Source organism: Pseudomonas sp. 1L-C-7-B-C1, assembly GCF_057291635.1.
In genome coordinates, this window is sequence record NZ_JBXAWH010000006.1 from 286,004 (window position 1) to 309,140 (window position 23,137).

Here is a 23,137-nt window from a genome sequence, read left to right on the forward strand (position 1 = left end):
CAGTCGCTGCAGGCCCCGAGTCTGAAGCCAGTTCCACCTGATAGAGGAAGACCTATGTTCGGCTTAGAGGCGCTCGATCTCGCCCGAATCCAGTTTGCATTCACCGTTTCATTTCACATTCTTTTCCCTGCCATCACCATTGGTCTGGCGAGCTTCCTTGCGGTGCTCGAAGGCTTGTGGCTGAAAACCCACGACAACACTTACCGCGACCTTTATCACTTCTGGTCGAAAATCTTTGCCGTCAACTTCGGCATGGGTGTGGTTTCGGGTCTGGTCATGGCGTACGAGTTCGGCACTAACTGGAGCCGCTTTTCCGACTTCGCCGGCGCGGTAACCGGGCCCTTGCTGACCTATGAGGTCCTGACGGCGTTCTTCCTTGAAGCGGGCTTCCTCGGCGTCATGCTGTTCGGCTGGAACCGTGTCGGCCGCGGCCTGCACTTCTTCGCCACATCCATGGTAGCGGTCGGCACACTGATTTCGACCTTCTGGATTCTGGCTTCCAACAGCTGGATGCAAACCCCACAGGGCTTCGAGATCGTCGATGGCCGGGTGATTCCGGTGGACTGGTTCGCGGTGATCTTCAACCCGTCGTTCCCGTATCGACTGACGCACATGGCAATCGCCGCCTTTGTTGCCACGGCTTTCTTCGTCGGCGCCTCGGCGGCCTGGCACCTGTTGCGTGGCCGCGATAACCCGGCGATTCGCAGAATGCTGTCCATGGCCATGTGGATGGCGCTGATCGTTGCGCCGATTCAGGCGATGGTGGGCGATGCCCACGGCTTGAACACCCTCGAGCACCAGCCGGCCAAGATCGCAGCCATCGAAGGTCACTGGGAAAACGTCGGGGATGAGCCGACGCCGCTGATCCTGTTCGGCATCCCGGACATGAAAGAAGAGCGCACCAAGTACGCGGTCGAGATTCCGTATCTGGGCAGCCTGATCCTCACACACAGCCTGGACAAGCAAATCCCGGCGCTGAAGTCCTTCCCACCGGAAGACCGTCCGAATTCGCTCATCGTGTTCTGGTCATTCCGCGTGATGGTGGCCCTGGGCATGCTGATGATCGCGGTGGGTCTGTGGAGCGCCTGGCTGCGCTGGCGCGGCGGGCTGTACACCAATCGCTGGTTCCTGCGTCTGGTCATGTGCATGGGGCCGGCGGGTCTGATTGCGATGCTCGCGGGCTGGTTCACCACTGAAATCGGACGTCAGCCATGGGTGGTCTACGGGTTGATGCGCACCGCGAATGCGGCGTCCCGTCACAGTGTCGAGCAGTTGAGCATTACCCTGGTGTTGTTCGTCGTGGTGTATTTCCTGCTGTTCGGCACCGGCTTTGGCTACATGATGCGTCTGGTACGCAAAGGGCCTAAAACCCACGAAGGTGATAACGCGACCTATGGCGGACCAGGGCAGAAACGCACCCCGGCGCGTCCTCTCTCTGCTGCTGATGAAAGCAGCACGGACCACCGCAAAGACAGCCTGACTGAGGGGAACTGAGCCATGGGTATCGATCTTCCACTGATCTGGGCCGTGATCATCATCTTCGGCGTCATGATGTACGTCATCATGGACGGCTTCGATCTGGGCATCGGGATACTGTTCCCGTTCATGAAGGACAAGACCGACCGCGACGTGATGATGAACACCGTCGCGCCGGTCTGGGACGGCAACGAGACCTGGCTGGTACTGGGCGGGGCCGGCTTGTTCGGCGCCTTCCCGCTGGCCTACTCGGTTGTGCTTGAAGCGTTGTATCTGCCGCTGATTTTCATGCTGTTCGGGCTGATCTTCCGCGGTGTGGCGTTCGAATTCCGATTCAAGGCCACCGACGTCAAGCGGCACCTGTGGGACAAGGCATTCATCGGCGGTTCGCTGGTGGCGACGTTCTTCCAGGGCGTGGCACTGGGCGCTTACATCGACGGCATTCCCGTGGTCGATCGTGCCTATGCCGGCGGTGGACTGGACTGGCTGACGCCGTTCTCGGTCTTCTGTGGTCTGGCGCTGATCGTGGCGTACGCCTTGCTCGGCTGCACCTGGCTGATCATGAAGACCGAAGGGCCGCTGCAGAAAGCCATGCATGATCTGGCACGACCCTTGGCCCTCGCCACGTTGGTGGTCATGGCGATCGTCAGTCTGTGGACGCCGCTGGCCCATCAGGCCATCGCTGATCGTTGGTTCAGCCTGCCCAACCTGCTCTGGTTCATGCCAGTGCCAGCGCTGGTCATGCTGACGATGTACGGCCTGTTCAAAGCAGTGGCGCGCAATGCCAACTACGCACCGTTCCTGTTGACGCTGGTGCTGATCTTCCTCGGCTACAGCGGGCTGGGCATCAGCCTGTGGCCGAATATCATCCCGCCGACCGTGTCGATCTGGGCCGCCGCGTCGCCGCCACAGAGTCAGGGTTTCATGCTGGTCGGTACGCTGTTCATCATTCCGCTGATCCTGGGTTACACGTTCTGGAGCTACTACGTATTCCGCGGCAAAGTCACCCACGAACACGGCTATCACTAGCAGGTCGCGGCCCCGGTGTATCGCCGGGGCCGGACTGCGCGATAAGAGGGTTTAGCGATGTCGGTTAAAGAATCTGTTCAGCACGACGCCCGGAACCAGGATGAGCACAGGCGCGAGGTTGATCCAGCGCAGGGCAAGCCACTGTGGCAGCGCATCGGCTGGCTGGTGGTCATCTGGACTGGTAGCGTGCTGGCGCTGTTCGTGGTCGCCATGCTGCTGCGCATGTTCATGACAGCGGCAGGCATGAAGTCGCACTGAGTGATGCTCGCTCAATAAAAAACCCGCTTCGGCGGGTTTTTTTTGCTTCACCTGTGGAGGCTGCACGACGAGCCCACCGAGCTATTTACGCGCCTTGAGAATCACGAACTTCGGCGTCGCTGCCACTTGTTCCACGCCCCTGAACAAACGCGCCAGTTTGCTGTGGTAGCCCAGATGACGGTTGCCCACGATGTACAGCGCGCCGCCGGTGACCAGCGCCGAGCGCGCCTGCTGGAACATTCGCCAGGCGAGGAAATCGCCGACCACTTGCTGCTGGTGGAACGGCGGATTGCACAGAACCACGTCCAGCGAGTCAGGCTCCTGCGCCGCCAGCCCGTCACCTGGGTGAATCACCGCCGGCCGCTCGCCGAGGGCCAGTCTCCAGTTTTCCTGAGCCGATTGCACCGCCATGAACGATTCGTCCACCAGCGTGTAGTGCGCGTCGGGGTTGTTCAGCGCGCTGGCGATGGCGAGCACGCCATTGCCGCACCCCAGATCGGCGACCCGTGCTGAGCCCAGGCCCTTGGGCAAGTACGGCAGGAAGGCCCGCGTGCCGATGTCCAGACCGTCGCGGCAGAACACGTTGGCGTGGTTGATCAATTCGATCTTCGGCTCGTCCAGCGTGTAACGGGTGGGGTAGGGCGAGGGTTGAACGGTTTTGGCTTCAGGGGTGCACAACAGCAGTCGGGCCTTCTTTACGGCAAGCGATGCCTGCACGGGGCCGATGTACTCCTCCATCAGCTCGCCTGCCGAGCGGGGCAGGTGTTTGATCATGCCGGCAGCGACGACTTTGGCGTTCGGAGCCAGTTGGGCCTGTAAACGAATCAGCTGTTCTTCCAGCAAGGCGAGGGTTTTCGGGACGCGAATCAGCACCCAGTCGAAGGGGCCGGTCAGTGGCTCACTGGCGGGGACCACCGGGACGGCGTCATAGGTCAGGCCGTTGCGCACCAGGTTTTTTCCCAGGGCTTGAGCACCGAGAAACGAATCCGTGCTGCTGACCACAGTGGCATGGGGGGCGAGGCTGGCGGCGAGCGCGCCGAAACTGTCGTTGAGCACCAGCACCCGTGTTTGCAGCGTCACCCCCTGCTCAGCAACGTGATTGAGCAGGTACTCGTCGGCAGCATCGAAGGCCTGCAAGGGCTCATCCGGCTGCTCCGGTTGGCGGATCAGGTCGAGCTGGGCAAACGGGGTGGTAAGCAGGGGCATGGGCGGAGCGGTTCCAGTCGTAGATGGCGCTACCGGCATGTCGGCGGAAATTACACGTGCGCCGGCGTGTCCAGGTTCGCGAAGCCGGCGATTTTACGTGTTTTTGCCCGTACGCACCGGGCTTTTCACCCTTGCTTTGCCCGTGCCTAGATCACCCCGTCTTTGGTCGCCTGGACCACGGCCGACATCTTGTTGCAAGCGCCGATTTTATGAATGGCTTTGCCAATGTGGAAATTAACGGTGCGCGCTGTCACATCAAGGATCAGCGCAACCTCTGCAGCCGTCTTGCCAGTGGCGCACCACCTCAACACCTCCACCTCTCGGATCGTCAGGCCTTTATAGCCCAGACTCTCCCCGCAGGCGTCGCAGTCTTCGCCCAGCTTCCGAATATCCATCGTGTGCCTCCATGCTCGGTGTTGATCGTCCTGATCGAAGTCTAGGAAATAATCGCCGCCCTGAACGCGGCAAGCCTCACGGTCGCGCCGCAGTGACACCGAAGTCACTGGGCGGGTAGCTCTGTAAAACTCAGCTAAATCAGCAGCTTAAGATCCGCTGGCGTCCTGTTTCGGACCGCTTTGCGATAACGCTGATAGCCAAATACTCTAAAAATCGGCAAGACCGCTGTAGATGTCACTACAAACCGGCGGTGTTTATCGCAGCGTGTTTGCGGGACACTGATCACCCTTTTTGTGAGACAGGAGCCAGGAGCGCCCCATGACTGCCAGTGCAGAAAAATTCACCCGGCAAACGCTGCTGGACGTTACGCCGCTGACTCCCAGTCTCTTTACCTTTCGCACAACCCGCGACCCCGGCTTCCGTTTTACGGCAGGGCAATTCGCACGACTGGGCGTGACCAAGCCTGACGGAACGACGGTGTGGCGGGCCTATTCAGTGGTGTCCTCGCCCTTCGATGAGTTTCTCGAGTTCTTCTCCATCGTCGTGCCCAATGGCGAATTCACCAGCGAGTTGAGCCGGCTTCGTCAGGGCGACACCCTGATGGTGGAAAAACAGGCGGTGGGTTACCTGACCCTCGATCGCTTCACGGACGGTCGCGACCTCTGGATGTTGTCCACAGGCACCGGCGTGGCGCCGTTCCTGTCGATCCTGCAGGACTTCGAGGTCTGGGAGAAATTCGAGCGCATCATTTTGGTGTACAGCGTCCGCGAGTCCCGGGAACTGGCCTATCAGCAGCTCATCGCCGAGCTGACCCAGCGCGAGTATCTGGCCGAGTACGCGCACAAGTTCACGTTCATCGCCACCGTCACGCGGGAGCCGCATCCGGGTGCGCTTAACGGGCGCATTACCACGCTGATCGAGAACGGTGAATTGGAGAAAGCGGCCGGCGTCGAGCTGACGCCTGAACATTCACGGGTGATGATTTGCGGTAATCCGCAAATGATCGAGGACACCCGCGCGATACTCAAAACCCGCGACATGCGCCTGGCGTTGACGCGCAAGCCGGGACAGATCGCGGTGGAGAATTACTGGTAGTTGAACACCGGGGCGAACGCAAACCCTGTGGAAGCGAGCTTGCTCGCGAAGAAGCGGGTACATCCGCCAGGTCTCTAGCGGCGGGTATGCCATCTTCGCGAGCAAGCTCGCTCCCACACGTCCAGCGGCGAGCGGTGATTTCGAGCCATCCCCCGATTCTGTGGGAGCGAGCTTGCTCGCGAAGCCCGCGTTCAGTACGCAGAGAAACAGCCGGATGCTCGCAGCCCTCAGCCCTTAGACGAACCGATCAGGCGTCACCGGCAGTGGCGCAGCCGGCTTGTTGTTTTGCTCTTTCAGCAGGTCGCGGATTTCGCCCAGCAGCACCTCTTCCTTCGATGGCGTTGGCGGCAGGGTTGGCGCCTTGGCCTCTTCGCGCTTCAGGCGGTTGATCGCCTTGACGCCCATGAAGATGGCGAATGCCACAATGATGAAGTCGATCACGGTCTGGATGAACTTGCCGTAAGCCAGCACCACTGCAGGGGCGGTCCCTTCGGCGGGCCGCAGCATGATGGCCAGATCACTGAAGTCCACGCCGCCGATCAGCAACCCGAGTGGCGGCATGATTACATCGCCGACGAACGACGAAACGATCTTGCCGAATGCCGCGCCGATGATGATCCCGACGGCCATGTCGACGACGTTTCCTTTTACGGCAAAGGCTTTGAACTCGCTTAGTACGCTCATGGGTGTATTCCTTTGTTACAGATGAGAGTGGTCAATGCAGTGTAAGTCAGCTAGCTGCATCTCGCTTAATCCATGCAATCGACCGGGTCCGTCCCGGTAAGTTTTATTTAATCCTCCAAAAGAGTGCAGGCTTTCCAGCGCTGCGCCCGCGGTTTGACGCATCGGGTATGATTGCCCCTTTTTGAATCGGGGGTGTCATGGCCAAGGCCAAACGCATGTACGGCTGCACCGAGTGCGGTTCGACGTTTCCCAAATGGGCCGGCCAGTGCAGCGAATGCGGCGCCTGGAATACCCTCGTTGAAACCGTGATCGACAACAGCACGGCGGCGGCGCCCAGCGGTCGTTCCGGCTGGACCGGCCAACAGGCACAGATCAAAACCCTGGCCGAAGTCAGTGTCGAAGAAATTCCGCGCTTTTCCACCAACTCCACTGAGCTAGACCGGGTTCTCGGCGGCGGCCTGGTGGATGGCTCGGTGGTGTTGATCGGCGGCGACCCTGGCATCGGCAAGTCGACCATTCTGTTGCAGACCCTCTGCGCCATCGCCGAGCGCATGCCGGCGCTGTACGTCACCGGCGAAGAGTCGCAGCAGCAGGTGGCGATGCGCGCCCGTCGGCTTGGCTTGCCCCAGGACAAACTGCGGGTCATGACCGAGACCTGCATCGAAACCATCATCGCCACGGCGCGCATCGAGCAGCCGAAAGTCATGGTGATCGATTCGATCCAGACCATCTTCACCGAACAGCTGCAGTCAGCACCTGGCGGTGTATCCCAGGTTCGCGAGAGCGCGGCGTTGCTGGTGCGCTACGCCAAACAGAGCGGCACCGCGATCTTTCTCGTCGGCCATGTCACCAAAGAAGGCGCGCTGGCCGGGCCTCGCGTTTTGGAGCACATGGTCGACACCGTGTTGTATTTTGAAGGCGAATCCGATGGCCGCCTGCGTCTGCTGCGTGCGGTCAAAAACCGTTTTGGTGCCGTTAACGAACTGGGCGTCTTCGGCATGACCGACAAAGGCCTGAAAGAAGTCTCGAATCCCTCGGCGATCTTTCTCACACGCGCGCAGGAAGAGGTCGCGGGCAGTGTGGTCATGGCCACGTGGGAAGGCACCCGACCGATGCTGGTCGAAGTGCAGGCGCTGGTCGATGACAGCCACCTCTCCAATCCGCGTCGCGTGACGTTAGGTCTGGATCAAAACCGGCTTGCCATGTTGCTCGCAGTACTGCACCGCCACGGCGGCATCCCTACCCATGACCAGGATGTGTTTCTCAACGTCGTGGGCGGGGTGAAAGTGCTGGAAACCGCGTCCGACCTGGCCTTGATGGCTGCGGTCATGTCCAGCCTGCGTAACCGCGCGCTGCCGGGCGACTTGCTGGTGTTTGGCGAGGTGGGCTTGTCCGGCGAGGTCCGCCCCGTCCCCAGCGGTCAGGAGCGACTCAAGGAAGCGGCCAAGCACGGCTTCAAACGCGCCATCGTGCCCAAGGGCAACGCCCCGAAAGAGTCCCCGCCGGGCCTGACAGTGATTGGCGTGACTCGCCTGGATCAAGCTCTGGACGCGTTATTCGAGGAGTAAGAAGAGCCGGCGCTAGAGCGCCGGCCCTTAAAAATATCGGAAACGGAAATTGACGTCATAATGATGGCGCATTAGTATCGCCGCCTCGTTTCCGCTTGCTCACCTTTGATGTGCGGCTGCGGCGACGTTTCCCTGAAATTCGAATGATCCTGCTGCGGTTCACCTGGACCGGAGTGCGGCCGTTCGCCCGAAATTAAGGATGTTGGTTTGAAACGGATTGCACATGTGCTTTTGCTTGGCGCGTTGTTGTCGCTGACCGGTTGTTTTTCTTTCAATACCTACGGCCCGATCGGCGAGCCGGACAGGGCAGCAGTGGTCACCAGTCCGCGGGTCGCGCAGATGGCGGACGTGGTCGTATCGGTGCCGAAGATCAACGATGAACTGCGCAAGAACGTCAGCCGGCAATTGACGGCGCAAATCAACCACTACATCGAAAGTGCCGGCTACTTCAAAGATGTCTCGGTATTCCCTGCCAGGCTGGGTGATCAGGACGTAATGTTGAAATTCAACCTGACCTCGCTGCACGGCAAGCGCTCGACTCACCCTGCGTACTTCCCCGGTGCATTGCTGACCCTGACGATCTACATCTGGGTCAACGGGCCGATCTACGTCGACACCTACGATCTTGCAGGTGAGCTGACCATTGAAGACCGCACTGGCCAGACGCTGGCCAAATCCATGGAGAAAGTCGACGAGCCCCACAATGTAGGCCTGTATGACGCCGACTACGCCGCGCCCGGCCTGGGCAGTCGACAGCTCCGTGACCTGATCGCCAAGCTGACCGATGCCGCAGTCACCCAATTGAATGCCCGTTGAAAGGAATCAGAACACCATGAAATCCATGATTAAAGCGCTGGTGATGATACTCGGAGTATCGCTGGGCGGCTGCGTGTCCTACTCGCAACACGATTTGCCGGCCGTGGAAAACTGGCCGCTGGCAAGCCAGCAAAAATCGACCAAGCCTACGGCGTATGTGCGCTTTACGGCGCTCCACACATTTAACGGCGAGCAGAGAGCCGGCGGCACCAATGTCAGTGCCTGGGAGAAGGTGTTAATCGACAACTTCAACCAGTCGGGGCGTTTTCAGCGTGTCACCACTGACAAGGTAGAGTCCGACGTTTACGTGTATGCCAGCTTACGCAATGAAGAAACCGGCAACACGGGCAGTGCCATTCTGTCCGGCATCACGTTATTGGTGATCCCGACCGTTGCCCACAATCGGCTGGTGCTGGAAACGGTCTACAAAGACCGCGATGGGAAAGTATTGGGGCGGATTGAGAAAAGCGAAACCGTGACGACCTGGATGCAACTGCTGCTGGTGTTCGCGCTGCCGTTCAACCAGTCGGCCGAGGGCATCATTCAGCACCTGACGCAGAGCACGCTTGAGGAAGCCGTCAGGCAAAAGCTGATTTAACCCATCAGGTGCCGGCACCCGCCCGGCGCCTCTCTCAGAATCAGTCCCCCATCAGCGCGCCCAGCTCGCGCTCCAGTTCATCGTGATCGGCAATATTGAGCTCGATCAGTCGACGCAGGTGCGTCACTGAATCGAGCTCGATGTGCTTGCACACAAATCCCAGGTGATTGTGGTCGTCGTGGGTCAGCTGCACCTCCATTACGACGTCAATGCCGTCCTGCAACTCGATGTCGACCATGAAACGCTCGTTGGGATCGCCTTCCCAGGGCGAGGGCTTCTCGATCAGCAGTCCCTTGAGCGACAGGTCGATCAACTGAACCGCCCAGGTTTTGCCCCCCTGGTTGAGTTTTGTTTTCGCGTCGAATGCAACGCGTTTGAAGCGACGACGTTCTGTGTGGTTATCGGTCATTACGCAACTACTCCTTCAGCGCCTGAAGCGCCCACTTCGTTGACTATAGGACAAATATCGCGCTAGACCATCGTGGGGGTAGCCTTTCGCTCGGGCGGCGCTAAACTCCGCTTGCTGAACAACAATAAGTCCACTCAGTTGGAAACAAAAAAAATGAAAAACAATAATGGTCTGCTGCGCCACGTGCCCTGGCTGATTGTTGCGATCCTTGGGGCCTGGGCTCTGGGAGTGGTTGCATTGCGTCGCGGGGAGGCGATCAACGCACTCTGGATTGTGGTGGCCGCAGTGGCCATTTATCTGGTCGCTTATCGCTACTACAGCCTGTTCATCGCTACCAAGGTCATGCAACTCGACCCGACCCGTGCCACCCCCGCGGTGCTCAAGAACGACGGGCTCGACTACGTCCCTACCAACAAACACATTCTCTTCGGTCACCACTTCGCTGCCATCGCCGGCGCAGGTCCGCTGGTCGGTCCGGTGCTCGCCGCGCAAATGGGCTACCTGCCCGGTACGCTGTGGCTGATTGCCGGTGTCGTGCTGGCGGGTGCGGTGCAGGACTTCATGATCCTGTTCCTTTCCACGCGCCGTAACGGTCGCTCACTGGGCGACATGGTCCGCGAAGAAATGGGCCGCATTCCCGGCACCATCGCGTTGTTCGGCTGTTTCCTGATCATGATCATCATCCTTGCGGTGCTGGCGTTGATTGTCGTCAAGGCACTGGCCGAGAGCCCATGGGGCATGTTCACGGTCATGGCGACGATTCCGATCGCGATGTTCATGGGCATCTACATGCGCTTCATCCGCCCGGGCCGCATCGGTGAGATTTCGGTGGTGGGCGTCGTGCTGTTGCTGCTGTCGATCTGGGTCGGCGGTCTGGTCGCAGCGAGTCCTGAGTGGGCGCCGATGTTCACGTTCACCGGCGTGCAGATCACCTGGATGCTGGTTGGTTACGGGTTTGTCGCGGCCATGCTGCCGGTCTGGCTGGTACTGGCGCCTCGCGACTACCTGTCCACGTTCCTGAAAATCGGCACTATCATCGCGCTGGCGATCGGCATCCTGATTCTTGCGCCTGAGCTGAAAATGCCTGCGCTGACACAGTTCACCGACGGCACCGGTCCGGTCTGGAAAGGCACCCTGTTCCCGTTCCTCTTCATCACCATTGCCTGTGGCGCCGTCTCCGGTTTCCACGCGCTGATTTCTTCGGGCACCACACCGAAGCTGCTGGATAACGAAGTCAACGCCCGTTACATCGGTTACGGCGGCATGCTGATGGAGTCGTTCGTGGCGATCATGGCCATGGTCGCGGCTTCGGTCATCGAACCAGGCGTGTACTTCGCGATGAACAGTCCGGCGGCCATCGTTGGCTCCGACGTCAACTCGGTCGCGCAGATGGTCAGCAGCTGGGGCTTCCTCATTACGCCGGATCAACTGACCGCTGTGGCGAAAGACATCGGCGAAAACACTGTGCTGGCTCGTGCCGGCGGCGCGCCGACCCTGGCCGTGGGTATTGCGCAAATCCTGCACCAGGCGTTCCCGGGTCAGAACACCATGGCGTTCTGGTACCACTTCGCGATTCTGTTCGAAGCGCTGTTCATCCTGACGGCAGTCGATGCCGGTACCCGTGCCGGCCGCTTCATGCTGCAGGACCTGCTGGGCAGTTTCGTGCCTGCGCTGAAACGCACCGAGTCCTGGACCGCCAACGCCATCGGCACCGGTGGATGCGTCGCGCTGTGGGGGTATCTGCTGTATCAGGGCGTGATCGATCCGCTGGGCGGGATCAACACGTTGTGGCCACTGTTTGGTATCTCCAACCAAATGCTGGCGGGCATCGCGCTGATGCTGGCAACCGTTGTGCTGATCAAAATGAAGCGTCAGCAGTACGTCTGGGTCACTATCCTGCCGGCTTCATGGCTGCTGATCTGCACCGTGACCGCAGGCTTCATCAAGCTGTTCGACCCGAGCCCTGCGGTGGGCTTCCTGGCCCTGGCGAAGAAATACAGCGCCGCGGCGGATGCCGGTCAGGTGCTGGCGCCGGCCAAGACCATGGACCAGATGCAGCACGTGATCTTCAATGCTTACACCAACGCCACCCTGACCACGCTGTTCCTGTTCGTGGTCCTGAGCATTCTGTTCTATGCGCTGAAAGTGGGGCGTGCGGCGTGGATCAAGAAGGAGCGTACCGACAAGGAATCGCCATTCCAGGCGTTCCCGGAAACCCATTGAGTGCGCTGTAACGCGAGGAGCTGCCTATGTTCAACGATCTGAGTCGCCTGGGTAAGTATCTCGGTCAGGCCGCCCGCCTTATGGTGGGCATGCCGGATTACGACAATTACGTTGAGCATATGCAGAAGACCCACCCGGACAAGCCGGTGATGTCCTACGAAGCGTTCTTCCGGGAACGCCAGGACGCCCGTTACGGCGGGAAGGGCGGGCCCAAGTGTTGCTAATGAAGTGACCCTTGGTCATGCAGGAGTGAGCTTGCTCGCGATGCGTTAATTCAGTCGCGCTGTACTGACTGACATTTCGAATCGCCCGCAACCTCACTCCTGTTTTTTTTCAGCGAATCGAGGTCTTTTTTTTGTTCACACCTATCCCCGTCACCATCCTCAGCGGTTTTCTCGGCGCCGGCAAAACCACCTTGCTGCGCCACTTACTCAAGGAAGAGCACGGCCTGAAGATCGCCGTGATCGAGAACGAATTCAGCGACGCCGGCGTTGACACCCAATTGCTGGGCGACGAGCCGGTGCAGGTGATGACGCTGTCCAACGGCTGCGTCTGCTGCACCATTCACACCGACTTGACCAAAGCGTTGTATCTGCTGCTGGAGCGCCTCGACAGTGGCGAGATCGCGTTTGATCGGCTGGTCATCGAATGCACCGGCCTGGCAGACCCCGCACCGGTTGCGCAGACCTTCTTCATCGACGAGGAGCTGCGCGAGCGATACATCCTCGACGGTATCATTACGCTGGTTGACGCGGCCCACGCCGACACGCACTTGGAGCAGACCATCGCTCAGGCGCAGATCGGCTTCGCGGATCGTCTGTTGGTGAGCAAGACCGATCTGGTGGACGAAGCAACCTTCAATGCATTAAGCGAGCGCTTGACCCGCATCAACCGTCGCGCGCCGATCCGGGTGGTCGAGCACGGCAAGATCGATCTGGCCGAGCTGCTGGATGTGCGCGGCTTCAACTTGAACGCTGACATCGGCGGCATGACACTGCGCCCGGCAGCCCCGACAGGCCGCTCCATCGACCGGATCAGCAGCCTCGTCCTGCGCAGTGATCAGCCGCTGGACATCGACAAGCTCAGCACCTTCATGAACGACCTGCTGGAAGAGCACGGCAAACAACTGCTGCGTTACAAAGGCGTGCTGAATATCGCCGGCGAGGATCGCAAGCTGGTGTTTCAGGGGGTGCTGAAGCTGTACGGATTTGATTTCGATGTGGAGTGGGCGGATGGCGAAAAGCGCGAAAGCGTGATCGTGTTCATTGCCGATGAACTGCCGGAAGAGAAGATCCGGGCCGGCTTTGCAGGCGTTGCTGCAGATTAGATATCGCGTGCGGGAATGGTCCGTAAGACGAGCTATGCCGCCTGCGTAGGATCGTTCCGAATCGTACTTTCAATCCCCCTCCCTACGCTTCTAAACCCTACATCCCGTCCCTATCCTTGCTGGATCTGAAGTCAAGCAAGGACGGGCAGCCTCATGTCCAAGCCCTACGTGTTCATCAATGACCGCATACAAACCTATTTCACGCTCAAGGCTCGGGTCGGCGGTAGCGCAAAGTTTGATGTGCTGAATGCGCATATTCGCAATGTGGTGGTTATGCCGGGCCAACTGGTGATTGTCAGCGACGGTTCGATTGGCAGCCTCACGGCAGAAGAAACCGAGCTGATGAACCTGGCGCGGAACGTCCGTCGACAGGTTAAAGGCTCGGGCAGCGAACTGATCAAGAACTACGACCTGATGCAGAACATGCTCAGTTACGGATCGCTGGGCGTCGGCGCCGCCACTGGCAGTTGGAGTAAACACCTTAACGGCGTGCAGAAAACCCTCGAAGAAATCGAGCGGCTGTACAAGCTGTCGCTGGCACGCGGCACGCGGCACGCCCATCGCCCGGCAGGAATTCATCAATCAACGGCGAGTGCTGTTTGCCAGGCTGGATGTTCAGCTGGAAGGTATAGCCCGATGGGGGACTGGGTTGACTAAAAAAGGCCCACTGAAAAAGATGCTGGGGTTATCGACCAAAAGTTACCTGCGCACCGGGGAGATACAGGGGTACGCCACGCGAATTGCGAAGATCGCCAAAGTGGCGAAGTTGTTGAAGCATGGGACGGCGGTTGGGATTGGGTTGAATATCGCATCAACCGCGCTGGAGATTAAGGAAGCCTGTTCTACGGGACGTGAAGAGTTATGTACACGGGCTCATTACGTTGAGGGAGCAAAGTTAGCGGGTGGCGTGCTACTCGGACTTGCCGGGGGGGAAGTAGGGGCAGTAGCCGGGCCGGTGGTGTGTCTGGCTGTGTTTGGTGCGCCTACCTTGGGGCTAGCTGCTTTAGGTTGCGGAATTATTGCCGGCGGGGCTTTAGCCTATGCAAGCGGCACAATGGGCGAAGCAGGTGGCGAACTTCTTGGGGAGAAGCTCTACGAATGGACACCCTGATTTCATACGACGCGGCTATTTGGTTGACGCTGATAGAATTCGTTTTGATCTTCATCCACTTGGTCTCGTCTCATATCTTTTTCTTGAAATACATGGAGCGCATTGAAGATTATCTTTCCGACATCGAGATGATCGGCTTACATGCAGGCTATTACGGTGATACTTGGCTGGGCCGAAGAATGCGCGAGTCGTTCATTACGATGATCTTGATCATGCCGGGTGCATTTAAAAAGCAGGAGGTCATTCCACCGTACAAGCTTCAGAAGCTTCCTGGCCACTTTCGGTTCTGGATCAAATTTTTCTTTTATTCCGCGATAGTTCTTCTTTCTGCAATGACCGTGCTCTACCTGCGTCTAAAGCAGGGAAGCGTATAGCCAGTTCTTGATTGAAAGACCATCGAAATCTCAGCCCTAACTCCTGATGACTTGCGCCTCTTCGACGTAGACAAGAAGCAGATACGAGGAGACAGCCCCAACAAAAAGCCCGGCTAACAAGCCGGGCTTTTTCACATCAACCAACCGCTATCAAGCGCCGTAAACCGGCAGCTTGGCGCAGATGGCCTGGACCTTCTCACGTACGGCGTTGATCACCGCTTCGTTGTTCAGGTCTGCCAGGATGTCGCAGATCCAGCCGGCCAGTTCCTTGCACTCTGCTTCCTTGAAGCCGCGAGTGGTCACGGCCGGGGTGCCGAAGCGCAGACCGGAGGTGACGAACGGGGAGCGCGGATCGTTGGGTACCGAGTTCTTGTTCACGGTGATGAACGCTTTGCCCAGTGCGGCGTCGGCGTCTTTACCGGAGATGTCCTGCTTGATCAGCGACAGCAGGAACAGGTGGTTTTCAGTCCCACCGGATACCACGTCGAACCCGCGCTCGATGAAGACGCCGGCCATGGCCTTGGCATTTTTCACCACTTGTTCCTGATAAGTCTTGAACTCAGGCTGCAGTGCTTCCTTGAAGCAGATCGCTTTGGCCGCGATGACGTGCTCCAGAGGACCGCCCTGGCCACCCGGGAAAACAGCGGAGTTGAGCTTCTTCTCGATCTCGGCGTTGGCGCGGGCCAGGATCAAGCCACCACGCGGGCCGCGCAGGGTTTTGTGAGTAGTGGTGGTGACGACGTCAGCGAAGGGAACCGGGTTCGGGTAAACGCCTGCAGCGACCAGACCGGCTACGTGAGCCATGTCGACGAACAGGTAGGCGCCAACCTTGTCAGCGATGGCGCGGAAGCGCGGGAAGTCGAGGATCTGCGAGTAGGCGGAGAAACCGGCGACGATCATCTTCGGATTGTGCTCGACGGCCAGTCGCTCGACTTCGTCGTAATCGATCAGGCCGTTGCCGTCGATGCCGTACTGAACGGCGTTGTACAGCTTGCCGGAGGAAGAAACGCTCGCACCGTGGGTCAGGTGACCGCCGTGGGCCAGGCTCATGCCCAGGATGGTGTCGCCAGCGTTGAGCAGCGCCAGGTACACCGCGCTGTTGGCTTGGGAACCTGCGTGTGGCTGGACGTTGGCGTAATCGGCGCCGAACAGTTCTTTGGCGCGGTCGATGGCCAGTTGCTCAACGATATCGACGTATTCGCAGCCACCGTAGTAACGCTTGCCTGGGTAGCCTTCGGCGTATTTGTTGGTGAGGACCGAGCCCTGGGCTTCCATGACCGCCGGGCTGGTGTAGTTCTCCGAGGCGATCAGCTCGATGTGATCTTCCTGACGCTTGGCTTCCTGTTCCATGGCGGCGTACAGGTCGGCGTCGTACTTGGCGATGGTCAAATTGCGGCTGAACATGGCGGTCCTCGGGGATCGGGCAGTAGAAAAGGGGGGCATTCTAACCCATCGGGTTTTATCTGGCATATGAAAGCGGGTCATGTGCGTGATGAGCGCGATGCAAGGCTAAAGCCTGGCTGCAAGCCTCAAGCTACAAGCTACAAGCTACAAGCTTCAAGCTTCAAGCTTCAAGCCTCAAGCTACAAGCTGAATGCGGCGCGGCTTCTGCTTGTAGCTTGCCGCTTGAAGCTTGCAACTCGCGTCAGTCGAGCATAAACAGCGCATCGTTGCTGAACTGGGCCTCGAACCGCGCCGCCGGCATGGGGCGGCCGAACAGGTAACCCTGAACTTCATCGCAGCCATGTTCGCGCAGGAACTCCAACTGCTCGTGGGTTTCCACGCCCTCGGCGATCACCGACAGATTGAGGCTGTGGGCCATGGCGATGATTGCACGGGCGATCTGCGCGTCCTGCTCGCCGGACGGCAGGCCATCGACGAAGGTGCGGTCGATCTTCAGTACGTCGATGGGGAACTGCTTCAGGTAGTTCAGCGACGAGTAGCCGGTGCCGAAGTCATCGACCGCGATGCTCAGGCCCAGCCGCTTGAGTCCGGCCAGGATCTGCATGGCTTCGCTCACCTCGCGCATCAGGATGCTTTCAGTCAGTTCAAGTTCGAGGCAGGCGGGCGGCAGGCCGATTTCCTGCAGAATACCGGCGATGCGCGTGCCCAACTGACCGTCCGAGAACTGCCGTGCGGAAATATTCACCGACACCTTCGGCACGCGAACCCGCGCCAGATGCCACTCGCGCAACTGGCGGCAGGCCTCCTTGAGCACCCACTCGCCGACTTCGACCACCAGCCCGAGCTCTTCCAGCACCGGGATGAAGTCCACGGGCGGCACCAGGCCACGACGTGGGTGACGCCAGCGCAGCAAGGCCTCGGCGCCGGTCAGGCGCTTGCCGTCGCCACTGAACTGCGGCTGGTAATACAGCGCGAATTCGCCCTGCTCCAGGGCATGGCGCAGGTCGCTTTCCAGCTCCAGACGCTCAAGGGCGCTGGCATTCATGTCGGCTTGGTAAAACTGGAAGTTGTTCTTGCCGCGTTCTTTGGCGTGGTACATCGCCGTGTCGGCGTTCTTCATCAACTGGCTCAGTTCGCTACCGTCCTGAGGGCTGAGCGCGATACCGATACTGGCTGTGACGAAAAACTCGCGGCCTTCCAGCACGAAGGGTTTCACCAGACTGGCGAGAATCTGCTCGGCCACATGAATTGCCCGGTTCAGTGCGGCCTGTTGGGTGGGGCGGGGCTGCAGCAGCAGCGTGAATTCGTCGCCGCCCATGCGCGCAACGGTGTCGTCTTCGTCAACGCATGCAAGCAGGCGCAAAGCCATTTCCTTCAGCATGCGGTCACCGGCGGCATGGCCCAGTGAATCGTTGATCGGCTTGAAACGATCCAGGTCGAGGAACATCAACACCACCCAGGTGTGTTGACGCTCGGCATGTTGCAACGCGCTGTGCAGCCGATCCTGAAACAGCGTGCGGTTGGGAAGATGGGTCAGTGCGTCGTAATAAGCCAGCCGGTGAATGCGCTGCTCGCTGGCCTTGCGCTCGCTGATGTCGCTGAAAAAGCACACATAGCTGGCCAGGTCGCCCTCATCATCAAGCACCGCGGTAATCCCGACCCACGCCGGGTAGTGCTCGCCGTCGCGGCGCTTGAGCCACAACTCACCCTCCCAACTGCCGCGCTGGCTCAGTTGCTTGAGGATGTAACCCAGGTGCGCTGCCTGCTGATTCTCGACGGTCAGCATCATCGGCAGTTGATCCAGCACCTGGGACACGGCATAGCCACTGACCCGGGTGAAGGCGTCGTTGGCCTGCACGATGTAGCCCGCAGGGTCGGTGATCAGAATGGCCGAGGTCGAGTGTTCAAAGACTGTGGCCGCCATGCGCAGGTCTTTCTCGGCGCGCCGCTGCTGACTGACATCGCGTCCAACGCCGAGAACGCCTTTAAACGTTCCGGAGTCATCCCACACCAGCACCACACGAAGCTCCACGGGAATCTTGCGACCATCGGCGCGCAAGCAATCGAACAGGAATAACTGGGTGGTGATTTCCTGGCGCAGGTCCGCCAGCGCCTCGGGCTTGCTCGACGCTTTACTGATCCTCTGCAGCAGCGCATAAAAGCCGCTGAGCTGCTGAGGATTGGCGATGATTGCCCTCCAGCCGTTCTGCAGAATCCACTCGGCGCTATAACCCAGCACGGTATTGACCGAGGGGCTGAAGTAGTTGGCGTGCAACTGGCGATCGGTGGAGAAAATCACGTCGCTGATGCTTTCCGCCAGCATCCGGTACCGCTGCTCGCTTTCGCGCAGGGACTGGCTGGCTTCCACTTGGTCGGTGATGTCCTTGGCGACGCCCACGATGCGCCGGATCTGCCCGTCAGCGTCCGCCGCAAGCGCCTGTTCGCAGATATCGAAGCGACGCCAGTTGCCCTGTCGCGCGCGGAAACGCAACTGGCACTGGATCAGGTCGCTGCGGCCGTGTTCGGTGCGTGCAAGGCGCAACTGCTCATAAGCAACGATATCGTCCGGGTGCAGCAGCGTTTCCCAGAACTGCTCACCCATCTCGTCCAGCTCGGCCGACTCGTAGCCAAGGGCCAGGCCCAGATTATGGTTGCTGTAAATGATCCGCCGCGTGGCCGCATCCAGAACGCAGAGATAGTCCGGCACGGTACGCACGACATCCGACCAGAACTGTTCCCGCTCCTGCAGCGATAGCTCGGCCTGTTTGCGGTTGGTGAAATCGCTGATGCTGAGAATGACGGCGTTGAAATCTTCAGGTTGCTCAGGCAGGCGCATGACCAACCACAGGTGTTGGTCACCGCTTTGCGCGTCGGGGATCAGAATTTCGAATTCCAGCTGGCGGTGACCCTCGAGGACGGCCTGGAGTATCTGCAGGCCGATACCGTTTCCGGCGCGAGGGCAGCCTTCGATCAACTGTTGCCAGACATGTTGTGCCGAATCGGCGCGCAACAGTTGAGCGGCGACCTGATTGACCTCAGTGATGCGCAATTGCTGAAGCAGGCTGTTGATCAGATCGGGCTGGCGGCTCAGGTGTGCGTTCAGTTCCTCGCCGCTGTTCACTTGCAACTGCTTGAGATATGCCGGCAGGCCGGAGAGGTCCAGCACGCAGAGCGCGACCCCGGTGCCTTCAAAAATGTCTTTGTAGCGGCGACGGCTTTGATGCAGCTGCAGTTGGCGGCGGCGCAGGCTGCGCAGCGCGAACAACGGAATAATGGAACAGAGCAGGGCGAGCAGACATTCACCGATGAGCGGCAAGAGCTGCGCCTGCCGGGCTTTCTGCGGATCGAACAGGCCACGCACTTGCCAGTCGCTGTGGGGCAGTGGTTGCAGATGGACGGTCTGCAACTCGCTGTCAGCAGACTGGCCGGCGCCTGGCAGGTTTTTGTAGAGGGGCCGTTGACTGCTGATATCTTCCAGCAGCCAGACGGGTTGGTAATCCAGATCGCTCTGGCGGGTCAGGGACTTCAGGATGTCGGGCTTGAGCCGCAGCGCCCAGTAGCGTTCATTGCCGGTGCGCGGCTGACGGATGAACAGATAAAACGTGGAGGCGCCTGGGTCGCTGGCATAGAAGTACGGATGGCCCTGGATGACCGAATGCATCTGGGTCAGAAAGCCGACATCACGGGTGTCACCCTCGCTGTCGGCAATGATATTTCCGTCAATGTCGAGCCAGACCAGACTTTTAACCGCCGGCATCGATTGACCAAGGTTCGCCAGCACGGCCTCTGGATCGTCAACGGGTTGCGAATTGTCCTGGGTGTCGTCAAGCACATTCAGCGCCACCTGAGCGTCCAGCGCCATGTTCAGGCTCAGCCGATCGGCGAGCTGCACGCTGTAGTCGATGCTGCGCTTGTGCTGGCGTTCCTGAGACTGCTGGAACTGCTCGATCATCTGCCATAACAACAGCATCAACATCATCAGAACCAGGACCGCGAGCGCACCCCTGAGCACGCCCCTTAAAGGCACGGTCGTTGCGCTATCGGATGGGCGCAGGGGTGAGATGGGGGTCGGTTTGAGCAAACTGTGATCCTGACTACTGGACTGAATCAGCATGTGCGATACGCACTATAAGCCCGGTGCGCAAAAGGCGGGTAGCATGCCACCGAGCTGTGGCTAAGTGCCAGCGTTAATGGGCCGGGCGGTTTGCCCTGTTGCGTGCATTCGGGTAGCTTTGCGCCACACGCGACGCGCCCGGTTTCTGCACGACTCGCTTGCAGCCTCAAAGGGCTTGCAAGCATTGCTCCAGCTTTAATACCGGTCCTCGGAAGTTTGTCCCTGCCGCGCGGGTTTGGCTTTGATCAATTCAAGGCCCGGAATCGCGCTAAGGCAAGTTGCGGCGCGAAGATAAACGCATTTTTTGCGACGCAGCACTAAGCTCGCACCTTAATTCACAGTCTCATTCCAGGTTTTCATTCCATGGCTCAATACGTCTTTACCATGCATCGGCTGAGCAAAGTTGTTCCGCCGAAGCGGGAAATCCTGAAAAACATCTCCCTCTCGTTTTTCCCCGGCGCCAAAATCGGCGTCCTCGGCCTTAACGGCTCGGGTAAATCCACGCTGCTGAAAATCATGGCCGGTGTCGACACCGAATTTGACGGTGAAGCGCGCCCGATGCCCGAGCTGAATATCGGCTACCTGCCGCAAGAGCCGCAGCTCGACCCGACCAAGACCGTACGTGAAGTGGTCGAAGAAGCTGTCAGTGTGATCAAGGACGCTCAAGCACGGCTGGACGAAGTCTATGCCGCTTACGCGGAGCCGGACGCCGATTTCGACAAGCTGGCGGCCGAACAGGCCAAGCTCGAGTCGATCCTGCAAGCCAGCGATGGCCACAACCTGGAGCGCCAGCTCGAAGTGGCCGCCGATGCGCTGCGCCTGCCGGCCTGGGACGCCAAGGTTGAACACTTGTCCGGTGGTGAGAAACGTCGCGTGGCCCTGTGCCGTCTGCTGCTGTCCGCCCCTGACATGCTGCTGCTCGACGAACCGACCAACCACCTGGATGCCGATTCCGTCGCCTGGCTCGAGCATTTCCTGCACGATTTCCCGGGCACCGTGGTTGCGATCACCCACGACCGGTACTTCCTCGACAACGTCGCTGGCTGGATTCTGGAACTCGACCGCGGCGCGGGCATTCCGTACGAAGGCAACTATTCCGGCTGGCTTGAAGCCAAGTCTGATCGTCTGGCGGCCGAGTCCAAGCAGCAGTCGGCCCATGAAAAGGCCATGAAAGAAGAGCTCGAGTGGGTCCGTAAAGGTGCCAAGGCGCGCCAGTCGAAATCCAAGGCCCGTCTGCAACGCTTCGAAGAGCTTCAGTCCCAGGAATTCCAGAAGCGCAGCGAGACCAACGAGATCTACATCCCGGCCGGTCCGCGTCTGGGCGACAAGGTCATCGAATTCAAGAACGTCACCAAGGGTTACGGCGATCGCGTGCTGATCGACAACCTTTCGTTCTCCATGCCTAAAGGCGCCATCGTTGGCGTGATCGGCGGTAACGGTGCCGGTAAATCGACGCTGTTCCGCATGCTGATGGGCAAGGAGCAACCGGACTCCGGCTCCATTGAAGTCGGCGAAACCGTGCAGCTGGCGTGTGTCGATCAGAGCCGCGACGACCTGGATGGCAGCAAGACCGTGTTCGCACAGATTTCCGACGGCTCCGATCAGATCAAGATCGGCAACTACGAAATCCCGTCGCGTACCTATGTCGGCCGTTTCAACTTCAAGGGCGGCGATCAGCAGAAGTTCGTGAAGGACCTGTCTGGCGGTGAGCGCGGTCGTCTGCACCTGGCGCTGACGTTGAAGGAGGGTGGCAACGTCCTGCTGCTCGACGAACCGTCAAACGACCTCGACGTTGAAACCCTGCGTTCGCTCGAAGAAGCCCTGCTGGACTTCCCGGGCGCTGCCATTGTGATCTCTCACGATCGGTGGTTCCTTGACCGCGTTGCCACTCACATCCTCGCGTACGAAGACGATTCGCAAGCGGTGTTCTTCGAAGGCAACTACACCGAGTACGAGGCCGATCGCAAGAAACGCCTTGGCGATGCCGCCGCTCAGCCGCACCGCGTGCGTCACAAAAAACTCGCCTGATACGTTTGGGCGTTACGAAAAACGGAGCCATTGGGCTCCGTTTTTTGTGTCTGGCTCATTGTCGGTCGACGACCTCAGTCGCCGGCTTCGATGCGCACCACCTCGATCACGGCATCGCCCACCGGCCGCTGCCAGGTGACTTCATCCCCGACCTTGGCGCCCAGTAATGCCTTGCCCAGCGGTGACGCCCAGTTGATCAACTGACTGCCTGCATCGGCCTGATCCTCGCCGACCAACTGCACGCGCTGTTCAACGTTTTCCTCGTCGGCAAAGGTCACCCAACTGCCGATCTGAACCTTGTCATCGGACGTGCTGCTGACCACTTGGGCGCTTTGCAGGCGCTGGTTGAAGTAACGCAGGTCCCGTTCGATTTCGGCCATGCGCTGTTTGTCGCCTTCATCGCCTTGGGCGTTCTGTTCGCTGTATTGGGCTTGCAGTTGCTCGACCTGATCGTGCAATTGATCAAGGCCGCGCCGGGTGACGTAGTTGGTCTGCACGCTGATCTGCCGTTCAACCGGCGGGTCGATTTGCGCAGCGGCGTTGTCTTCGTTAACGAAGGCGCGACTCATGGCGGGGCTCCTGTTCATGGCTTAATCACATTGGGCCATGTGCGGTCCCCGATAGTTTCACCCGTTATGCAGCCGCGACCGACGTTTAATGAGATCGGTAGGCTTTGGCTGCGTCCTGGGTTCTCTGACGGTCCCAGTCGCGGTCGCGGTCATTCCAGATACTGTCCCGGCCTTGATCCTGAACATTGCTGTTGGCCAGTTGCGCCTGGCACTGGCGAAACCCGTCCGACCAACCTTGCGCATACAGCGTGTCACGCAAATAGCGTGGCACGTCCTTTTTGAATTGACCTTTGATGACATCAATGGATTGCCGCCCGCTCCCGCAGCCATCCTGAAAACCATCCGCGAATGCCGGTGGGTAACCTTCGGCCAATAACTGGTCGTGGGTAGACTGACATCCGGCGACAACGACAACGCACCACAGCACAGCCCATCGCGCATTCATTTTGATT

22 protein-coding genes are annotated in these 23,137 nt (G+C 59.5%); 14 read left to right on the forward strand and 8 right to left on the reverse strand.

Annotated elements, in window-relative coordinates; all coding sequences use genetic code 11:
* Positions 1–54: 54 nt before the first annotated feature.
* From AC0Z8Z_RS12165 to AC0Z8Z_RS12175, 3 genes are read left to right on the forward strand one after another with little or no spacing between them, the layout of a single operon-like run.
* Positions 55–1,494, forward strand: coding sequence for a cytochrome ubiquinol oxidase subunit I (locus AC0Z8Z_RS12165; RefSeq protein ID WP_122536679.1), 1,440 nt, complete (start codon positions 55–57; stop codon positions 1,492–1,494).
* A gap of 3 nt (positions 1,495–1,497) precedes the next feature.
* Positions 1,498–2,505 carry a cytochrome d ubiquinol oxidase subunit II gene (gene cydB / locus AC0Z8Z_RS12170; protein ID WP_122536680.1) on the forward strand — a complete coding sequence of 336 codons (1,008 nt, stop codon included), beginning with the start codon at positions 1,498–1,500 and terminating at the stop codon, positions 2,503–2,505.
* 57 nt (positions 2,506–2,562) lie between these two features.
* Positions 2,563–2,763, forward strand: coding sequence for a DUF2474 domain-containing protein (locus AC0Z8Z_RS12175; RefSeq protein WP_122536681.1), 201 nt, complete (start codon positions 2,563–2,565; stop codon positions 2,761–2,763).
* An 81-nt stretch (positions 2,764–2,844) separates the two neighbouring features.
* Here AC0Z8Z_RS12175 and AC0Z8Z_RS12180 read toward each other — a convergent pair whose 3' ends face one another.
* Together AC0Z8Z_RS12180 and AC0Z8Z_RS12185 are read right to left on the reverse strand one after the other, a co-directional pair.
* Entirely contained in the window at positions 2,845–3,969 is a 1,125-nt protein-coding gene (locus tag AC0Z8Z_RS12180) for a methyltransferase (protein ID WP_485619254.1), read from the reverse strand.
* 146 nt (positions 3,970–4,115) lie between these two features.
* A complete protein-coding gene (locus AC0Z8Z_RS12185; RefSeq protein ID WP_485619255.1) occupies positions 4,116–4,364 on the reverse strand; it encodes a helix-turn-helix transcriptional regulator in 249 nt (82 codons plus the stop codon).
* A gap of 319 nt (positions 4,365–4,683) precedes the next feature.
* Here AC0Z8Z_RS12185 and AC0Z8Z_RS12190 point away from each other — a divergent pair, with 319 nt between their 5' ends.
* Complete coding sequence (locus AC0Z8Z_RS12190) at positions 4,684–5,460, forward strand: ferredoxin--NADP reductase (RefSeq protein WP_485619256.1); 777 nt, start codon at positions 4,684–4,686, stop codon at positions 5,458–5,460.
* Positions 5,461–5,694: 234 nt separating this feature from the next.
* On the opposite strand, the gene mscL is transcribed toward AC0Z8Z_RS12190, so the two are convergent.
* The gene (gene mscL / locus AC0Z8Z_RS12195) at positions 5,695–6,144 is read right to left on the reverse strand and encodes a large-conductance mechanosensitive channel protein MscL (RefSeq protein ID WP_172610712.1); all 450 of its coding nucleotides are present in this window, start codon (positions 6,142–6,144) and stop codon (positions 5,695–5,697) included.
* 197 nt (positions 6,145–6,341) lie between these two features.
* On the opposite strand from mscL, the gene radA reads away from it, so the two are divergent.
* The 3 genes from radA to AC0Z8Z_RS12210 all read left to right on the forward strand — a co-directional run bounded on the left by radA (position 6,342) and on the right by AC0Z8Z_RS12210 (position 9,126).
* Positions 6,342–7,712, forward strand: a complete 1,371-nt coding sequence (gene radA / locus AC0Z8Z_RS12200; RefSeq protein ID WP_122536686.1) for a DNA repair protein RadA — start codon at positions 6,342–6,344, stop codon at positions 7,710–7,712.
* Positions 7,713–7,919: 207 nt separating this feature from the next.
* Positions 7,920–8,528: a hypothetical protein gene (locus AC0Z8Z_RS12205; protein WP_485619257.1), complete on the forward strand. Its 609-nt coding sequence runs from the start codon at positions 7,920–7,922 to the stop codon at positions 8,526–8,528.
* Between the two features lie 16 nt (positions 8,529–8,544).
* Entirely contained in the window at positions 8,545–9,126 is a 582-nt protein-coding gene (locus tag AC0Z8Z_RS12210; protein ID WP_485619258.1) for a hypothetical protein, read from the forward strand.
* A gap of 40 nt (positions 9,127–9,166) precedes the next feature.
* Here AC0Z8Z_RS12210 and AC0Z8Z_RS12215 read toward each other — a convergent pair whose 3' ends face one another.
* Positions 9,167–9,535, reverse strand: coding sequence for a PilZ domain-containing protein (locus AC0Z8Z_RS12215; RefSeq protein ID WP_485619259.1), 369 nt, complete (start codon positions 9,533–9,535; stop codon positions 9,167–9,169).
* 153 nt (positions 9,536–9,688) lie between these two features.
* On the opposite strand from AC0Z8Z_RS12215, the gene AC0Z8Z_RS12220 reads away from it, so the two are divergent.
* From AC0Z8Z_RS12220 to AC0Z8Z_RS12245, 6 genes are all read left to right on the forward strand, one after another.
* Positions 9,689–11,758 (forward strand): carbon starvation CstA family protein, encoded by a 2,070-nt coding sequence (locus AC0Z8Z_RS12220; protein ID WP_172610717.1) that lies wholly within the window; start codon positions 9,689–9,691, stop codon positions 11,756–11,758.
* Positions 11,759–11,784: 26 nt separating this feature from the next.
* Positions 11,785–11,982 (forward strand): YbdD/YjiX family protein, encoded by a 198-nt coding sequence (locus AC0Z8Z_RS12225; RefSeq protein WP_065987541.1) that lies wholly within the window; start codon positions 11,785–11,787, stop codon positions 11,980–11,982.
* 131 nt (positions 11,983–12,113) lie between these two features.
* Positions 12,114–13,085 (forward strand): GTPase, encoded by a 972-nt coding sequence (gene yjiA / locus AC0Z8Z_RS12230; protein ID WP_485619260.1) that lies wholly within the window; start codon positions 12,114–12,116, stop codon positions 13,083–13,085.
* 153 nt (positions 13,086–13,238) lie between these two features.
* Positions 13,239–13,742: a hypothetical protein gene (locus AC0Z8Z_RS12235; protein WP_485619261.1), complete on the forward strand. Its 504-nt coding sequence runs from the start codon at positions 13,239–13,241 to the stop codon at positions 13,740–13,742.
* Complete coding sequence (locus tag AC0Z8Z_RS12240; protein WP_485619262.1) at positions 13,735–14,196, forward strand: hypothetical protein; 462 nt, start codon at positions 13,735–13,737, stop codon at positions 14,194–14,196. Before AC0Z8Z_RS12235 ends, AC0Z8Z_RS12240 begins: the two co-directional genes overlap by 8 nt.
* Positions 14,184–14,570, forward strand: a complete 387-nt coding sequence (locus tag AC0Z8Z_RS12245) for a hypothetical protein (protein ID WP_485619263.1) — start codon at positions 14,184–14,186, stop codon at positions 14,568–14,570. The genes AC0Z8Z_RS12240 and AC0Z8Z_RS12245 overlap by 13 nt, the downstream gene beginning before the upstream one ends.
* 150 nt (positions 14,571–14,720) lie before the next feature.
* Here AC0Z8Z_RS12245 and glyA read toward each other — a convergent pair whose 3' ends face one another.
* Complete coding sequence (gene glyA / locus AC0Z8Z_RS12250) at positions 14,721–15,974, reverse strand: serine hydroxymethyltransferase (RefSeq protein WP_485619264.1); 1,254 nt, start codon at positions 15,972–15,974, stop codon at positions 14,721–14,723.
* Between the two features lie 241 nt (positions 15,975–16,215).
* Complete coding sequence (locus AC0Z8Z_RS12255) at positions 16,216–20,037, reverse strand: bifunctional diguanylate cyclase/phosphodiesterase (RefSeq protein WP_485619285.1); 3,822 nt, start codon at positions 20,035–20,037, stop codon at positions 16,216–16,218.
* A gap of 414 nt (positions 20,038–20,451) precedes the next feature.
* On the opposite strand from AC0Z8Z_RS12255, the gene ettA reads away from it, so the two are divergent.
* Positions 20,452–22,116 carry an energy-dependent translational throttle protein EttA gene (ettA, locus tag AC0Z8Z_RS12260; RefSeq protein ID WP_065987538.1) on the forward strand — a complete coding sequence of 555 codons (1,665 nt, stop codon included), beginning with the start codon at positions 20,452–20,454 and terminating at the stop codon, positions 22,114–22,116.
* A 74-nt stretch (positions 22,117–22,190) separates the two neighbouring features.
* Here ettA and AC0Z8Z_RS12265 read toward each other — a convergent pair whose 3' ends face one another.
* Both AC0Z8Z_RS12265 and AC0Z8Z_RS12270 read right to left on the reverse strand, forming a co-directional pair.
* On the reverse strand, positions 22,191–22,685 hold the full coding sequence (locus tag AC0Z8Z_RS12265) for a GreA/GreB family elongation factor (RefSeq protein WP_485619265.1): 495 nt from the start codon (positions 22,683–22,685) through the stop codon (positions 22,191–22,193).
* Between the two features lie 85 nt (positions 22,686–22,770).
* Complete coding sequence (locus AC0Z8Z_RS12270; RefSeq protein ID WP_122536695.1) at positions 22,771–23,130, reverse strand: hypothetical protein; 360 nt, start codon at positions 23,128–23,130, stop codon at positions 22,771–22,773.
* Positions 23,131–23,137: the final 7 nt, after the last annotated feature.

Coding starts and splice junctions, on each gene's coding strand:
- AC0Z8Z_RS12165 (WP_122536679.1), top strand. CDS start 55: ATGTTCGGCTTAGAGGCGCTCGATCTCGCCCGAATCCAGTTTGCATTC.
- cydB (WP_122536680.1), top strand. CDS start 1,498: ATGGGTATCGATCTTCCACTGATCTGGGCCGTGATCATCATCTTCGGC.
- AC0Z8Z_RS12175 (WP_122536681.1), top strand. CDS start 2,563: ATGTCGGTTAAAGAATCTGTTCAGCACGACGCCCGGAACCAGGATGAG.
- AC0Z8Z_RS12180 (WP_485619254.1), bottom strand. CDS start 3,969: ATGCCCCTGCTTACCACCCCGTTTGCCCAGCTCGACCTGATCCGCCAA.
- AC0Z8Z_RS12185 (WP_485619255.1), bottom strand. CDS start 4,364: ATGGATATTCGGAAGCTGGGCGAAGACTGCGACGCCTGCGGGGAGAGT.
- AC0Z8Z_RS12190 (WP_485619256.1), top strand. CDS start 4,684: ATGACTGCCAGTGCAGAAAAATTCACCCGGCAAACGCTGCTGGACGTT.
- mscL (WP_172610712.1), bottom strand. CDS start 6,144: ATGAGCGTACTAAGCGAGTTCAAAGCCTTTGCCGTAAAAGGAAACGTC.
- radA (WP_122536686.1), top strand. CDS start 6,342: ATGGCCAAGGCCAAACGCATGTACGGCTGCACCGAGTGCGGTTCGACG.
- AC0Z8Z_RS12210 (WP_485619258.1), top strand. CDS start 8,545: ATGAAATCCATGATTAAAGCGCTGGTGATGATACTCGGAGTATCGCTG.
- AC0Z8Z_RS12215 (WP_485619259.1), bottom strand. CDS start 9,535: ATGACCGATAACCACACAGAACGTCGTCGCTTCAAACGCGTTGCATTC.
- AC0Z8Z_RS12220 (WP_172610717.1), top strand. CDS start 9,689: ATGAAAAACAATAATGGTCTGCTGCGCCACGTGCCCTGGCTGATTGTT.
- AC0Z8Z_RS12225 (WP_065987541.1), top strand. CDS start 11,785: ATGTTCAACGATCTGAGTCGCCTGGGTAAGTATCTCGGTCAGGCCGCC.
- AC0Z8Z_RS12235 (WP_485619261.1), top strand. CDS start 13,239: ATGTCCAAGCCCTACGTGTTCATCAATGACCGCATACAAACCTATTTC.
- AC0Z8Z_RS12245 (WP_485619263.1), top strand. CDS start 14,184: ATGGACACCCTGATTTCATACGACGCGGCTATTTGGTTGACGCTGATA.
- glyA (WP_485619264.1), bottom strand. CDS start 15,974: ATGTTCAGCCGCAATTTGACCATCGCCAAGTACGACGCCGACCTGTAC.
- ettA (WP_065987538.1), top strand. CDS start 20,452: ATGGCTCAATACGTCTTTACCATGCATCGGCTGAGCAAAGTTGTTCCG.
- AC0Z8Z_RS12265 (WP_485619265.1), bottom strand. CDS start 22,685: ATGAGTCGCGCCTTCGTTAACGAAGACAACGCCGCTGCGCAAATCGAC.
- AC0Z8Z_RS12270 (WP_122536695.1), bottom strand. CDS start 23,130: ATGAATGCGCGATGGGCTGTGCTGTGGTGCGTTGTCGTTGTCGCCGGA.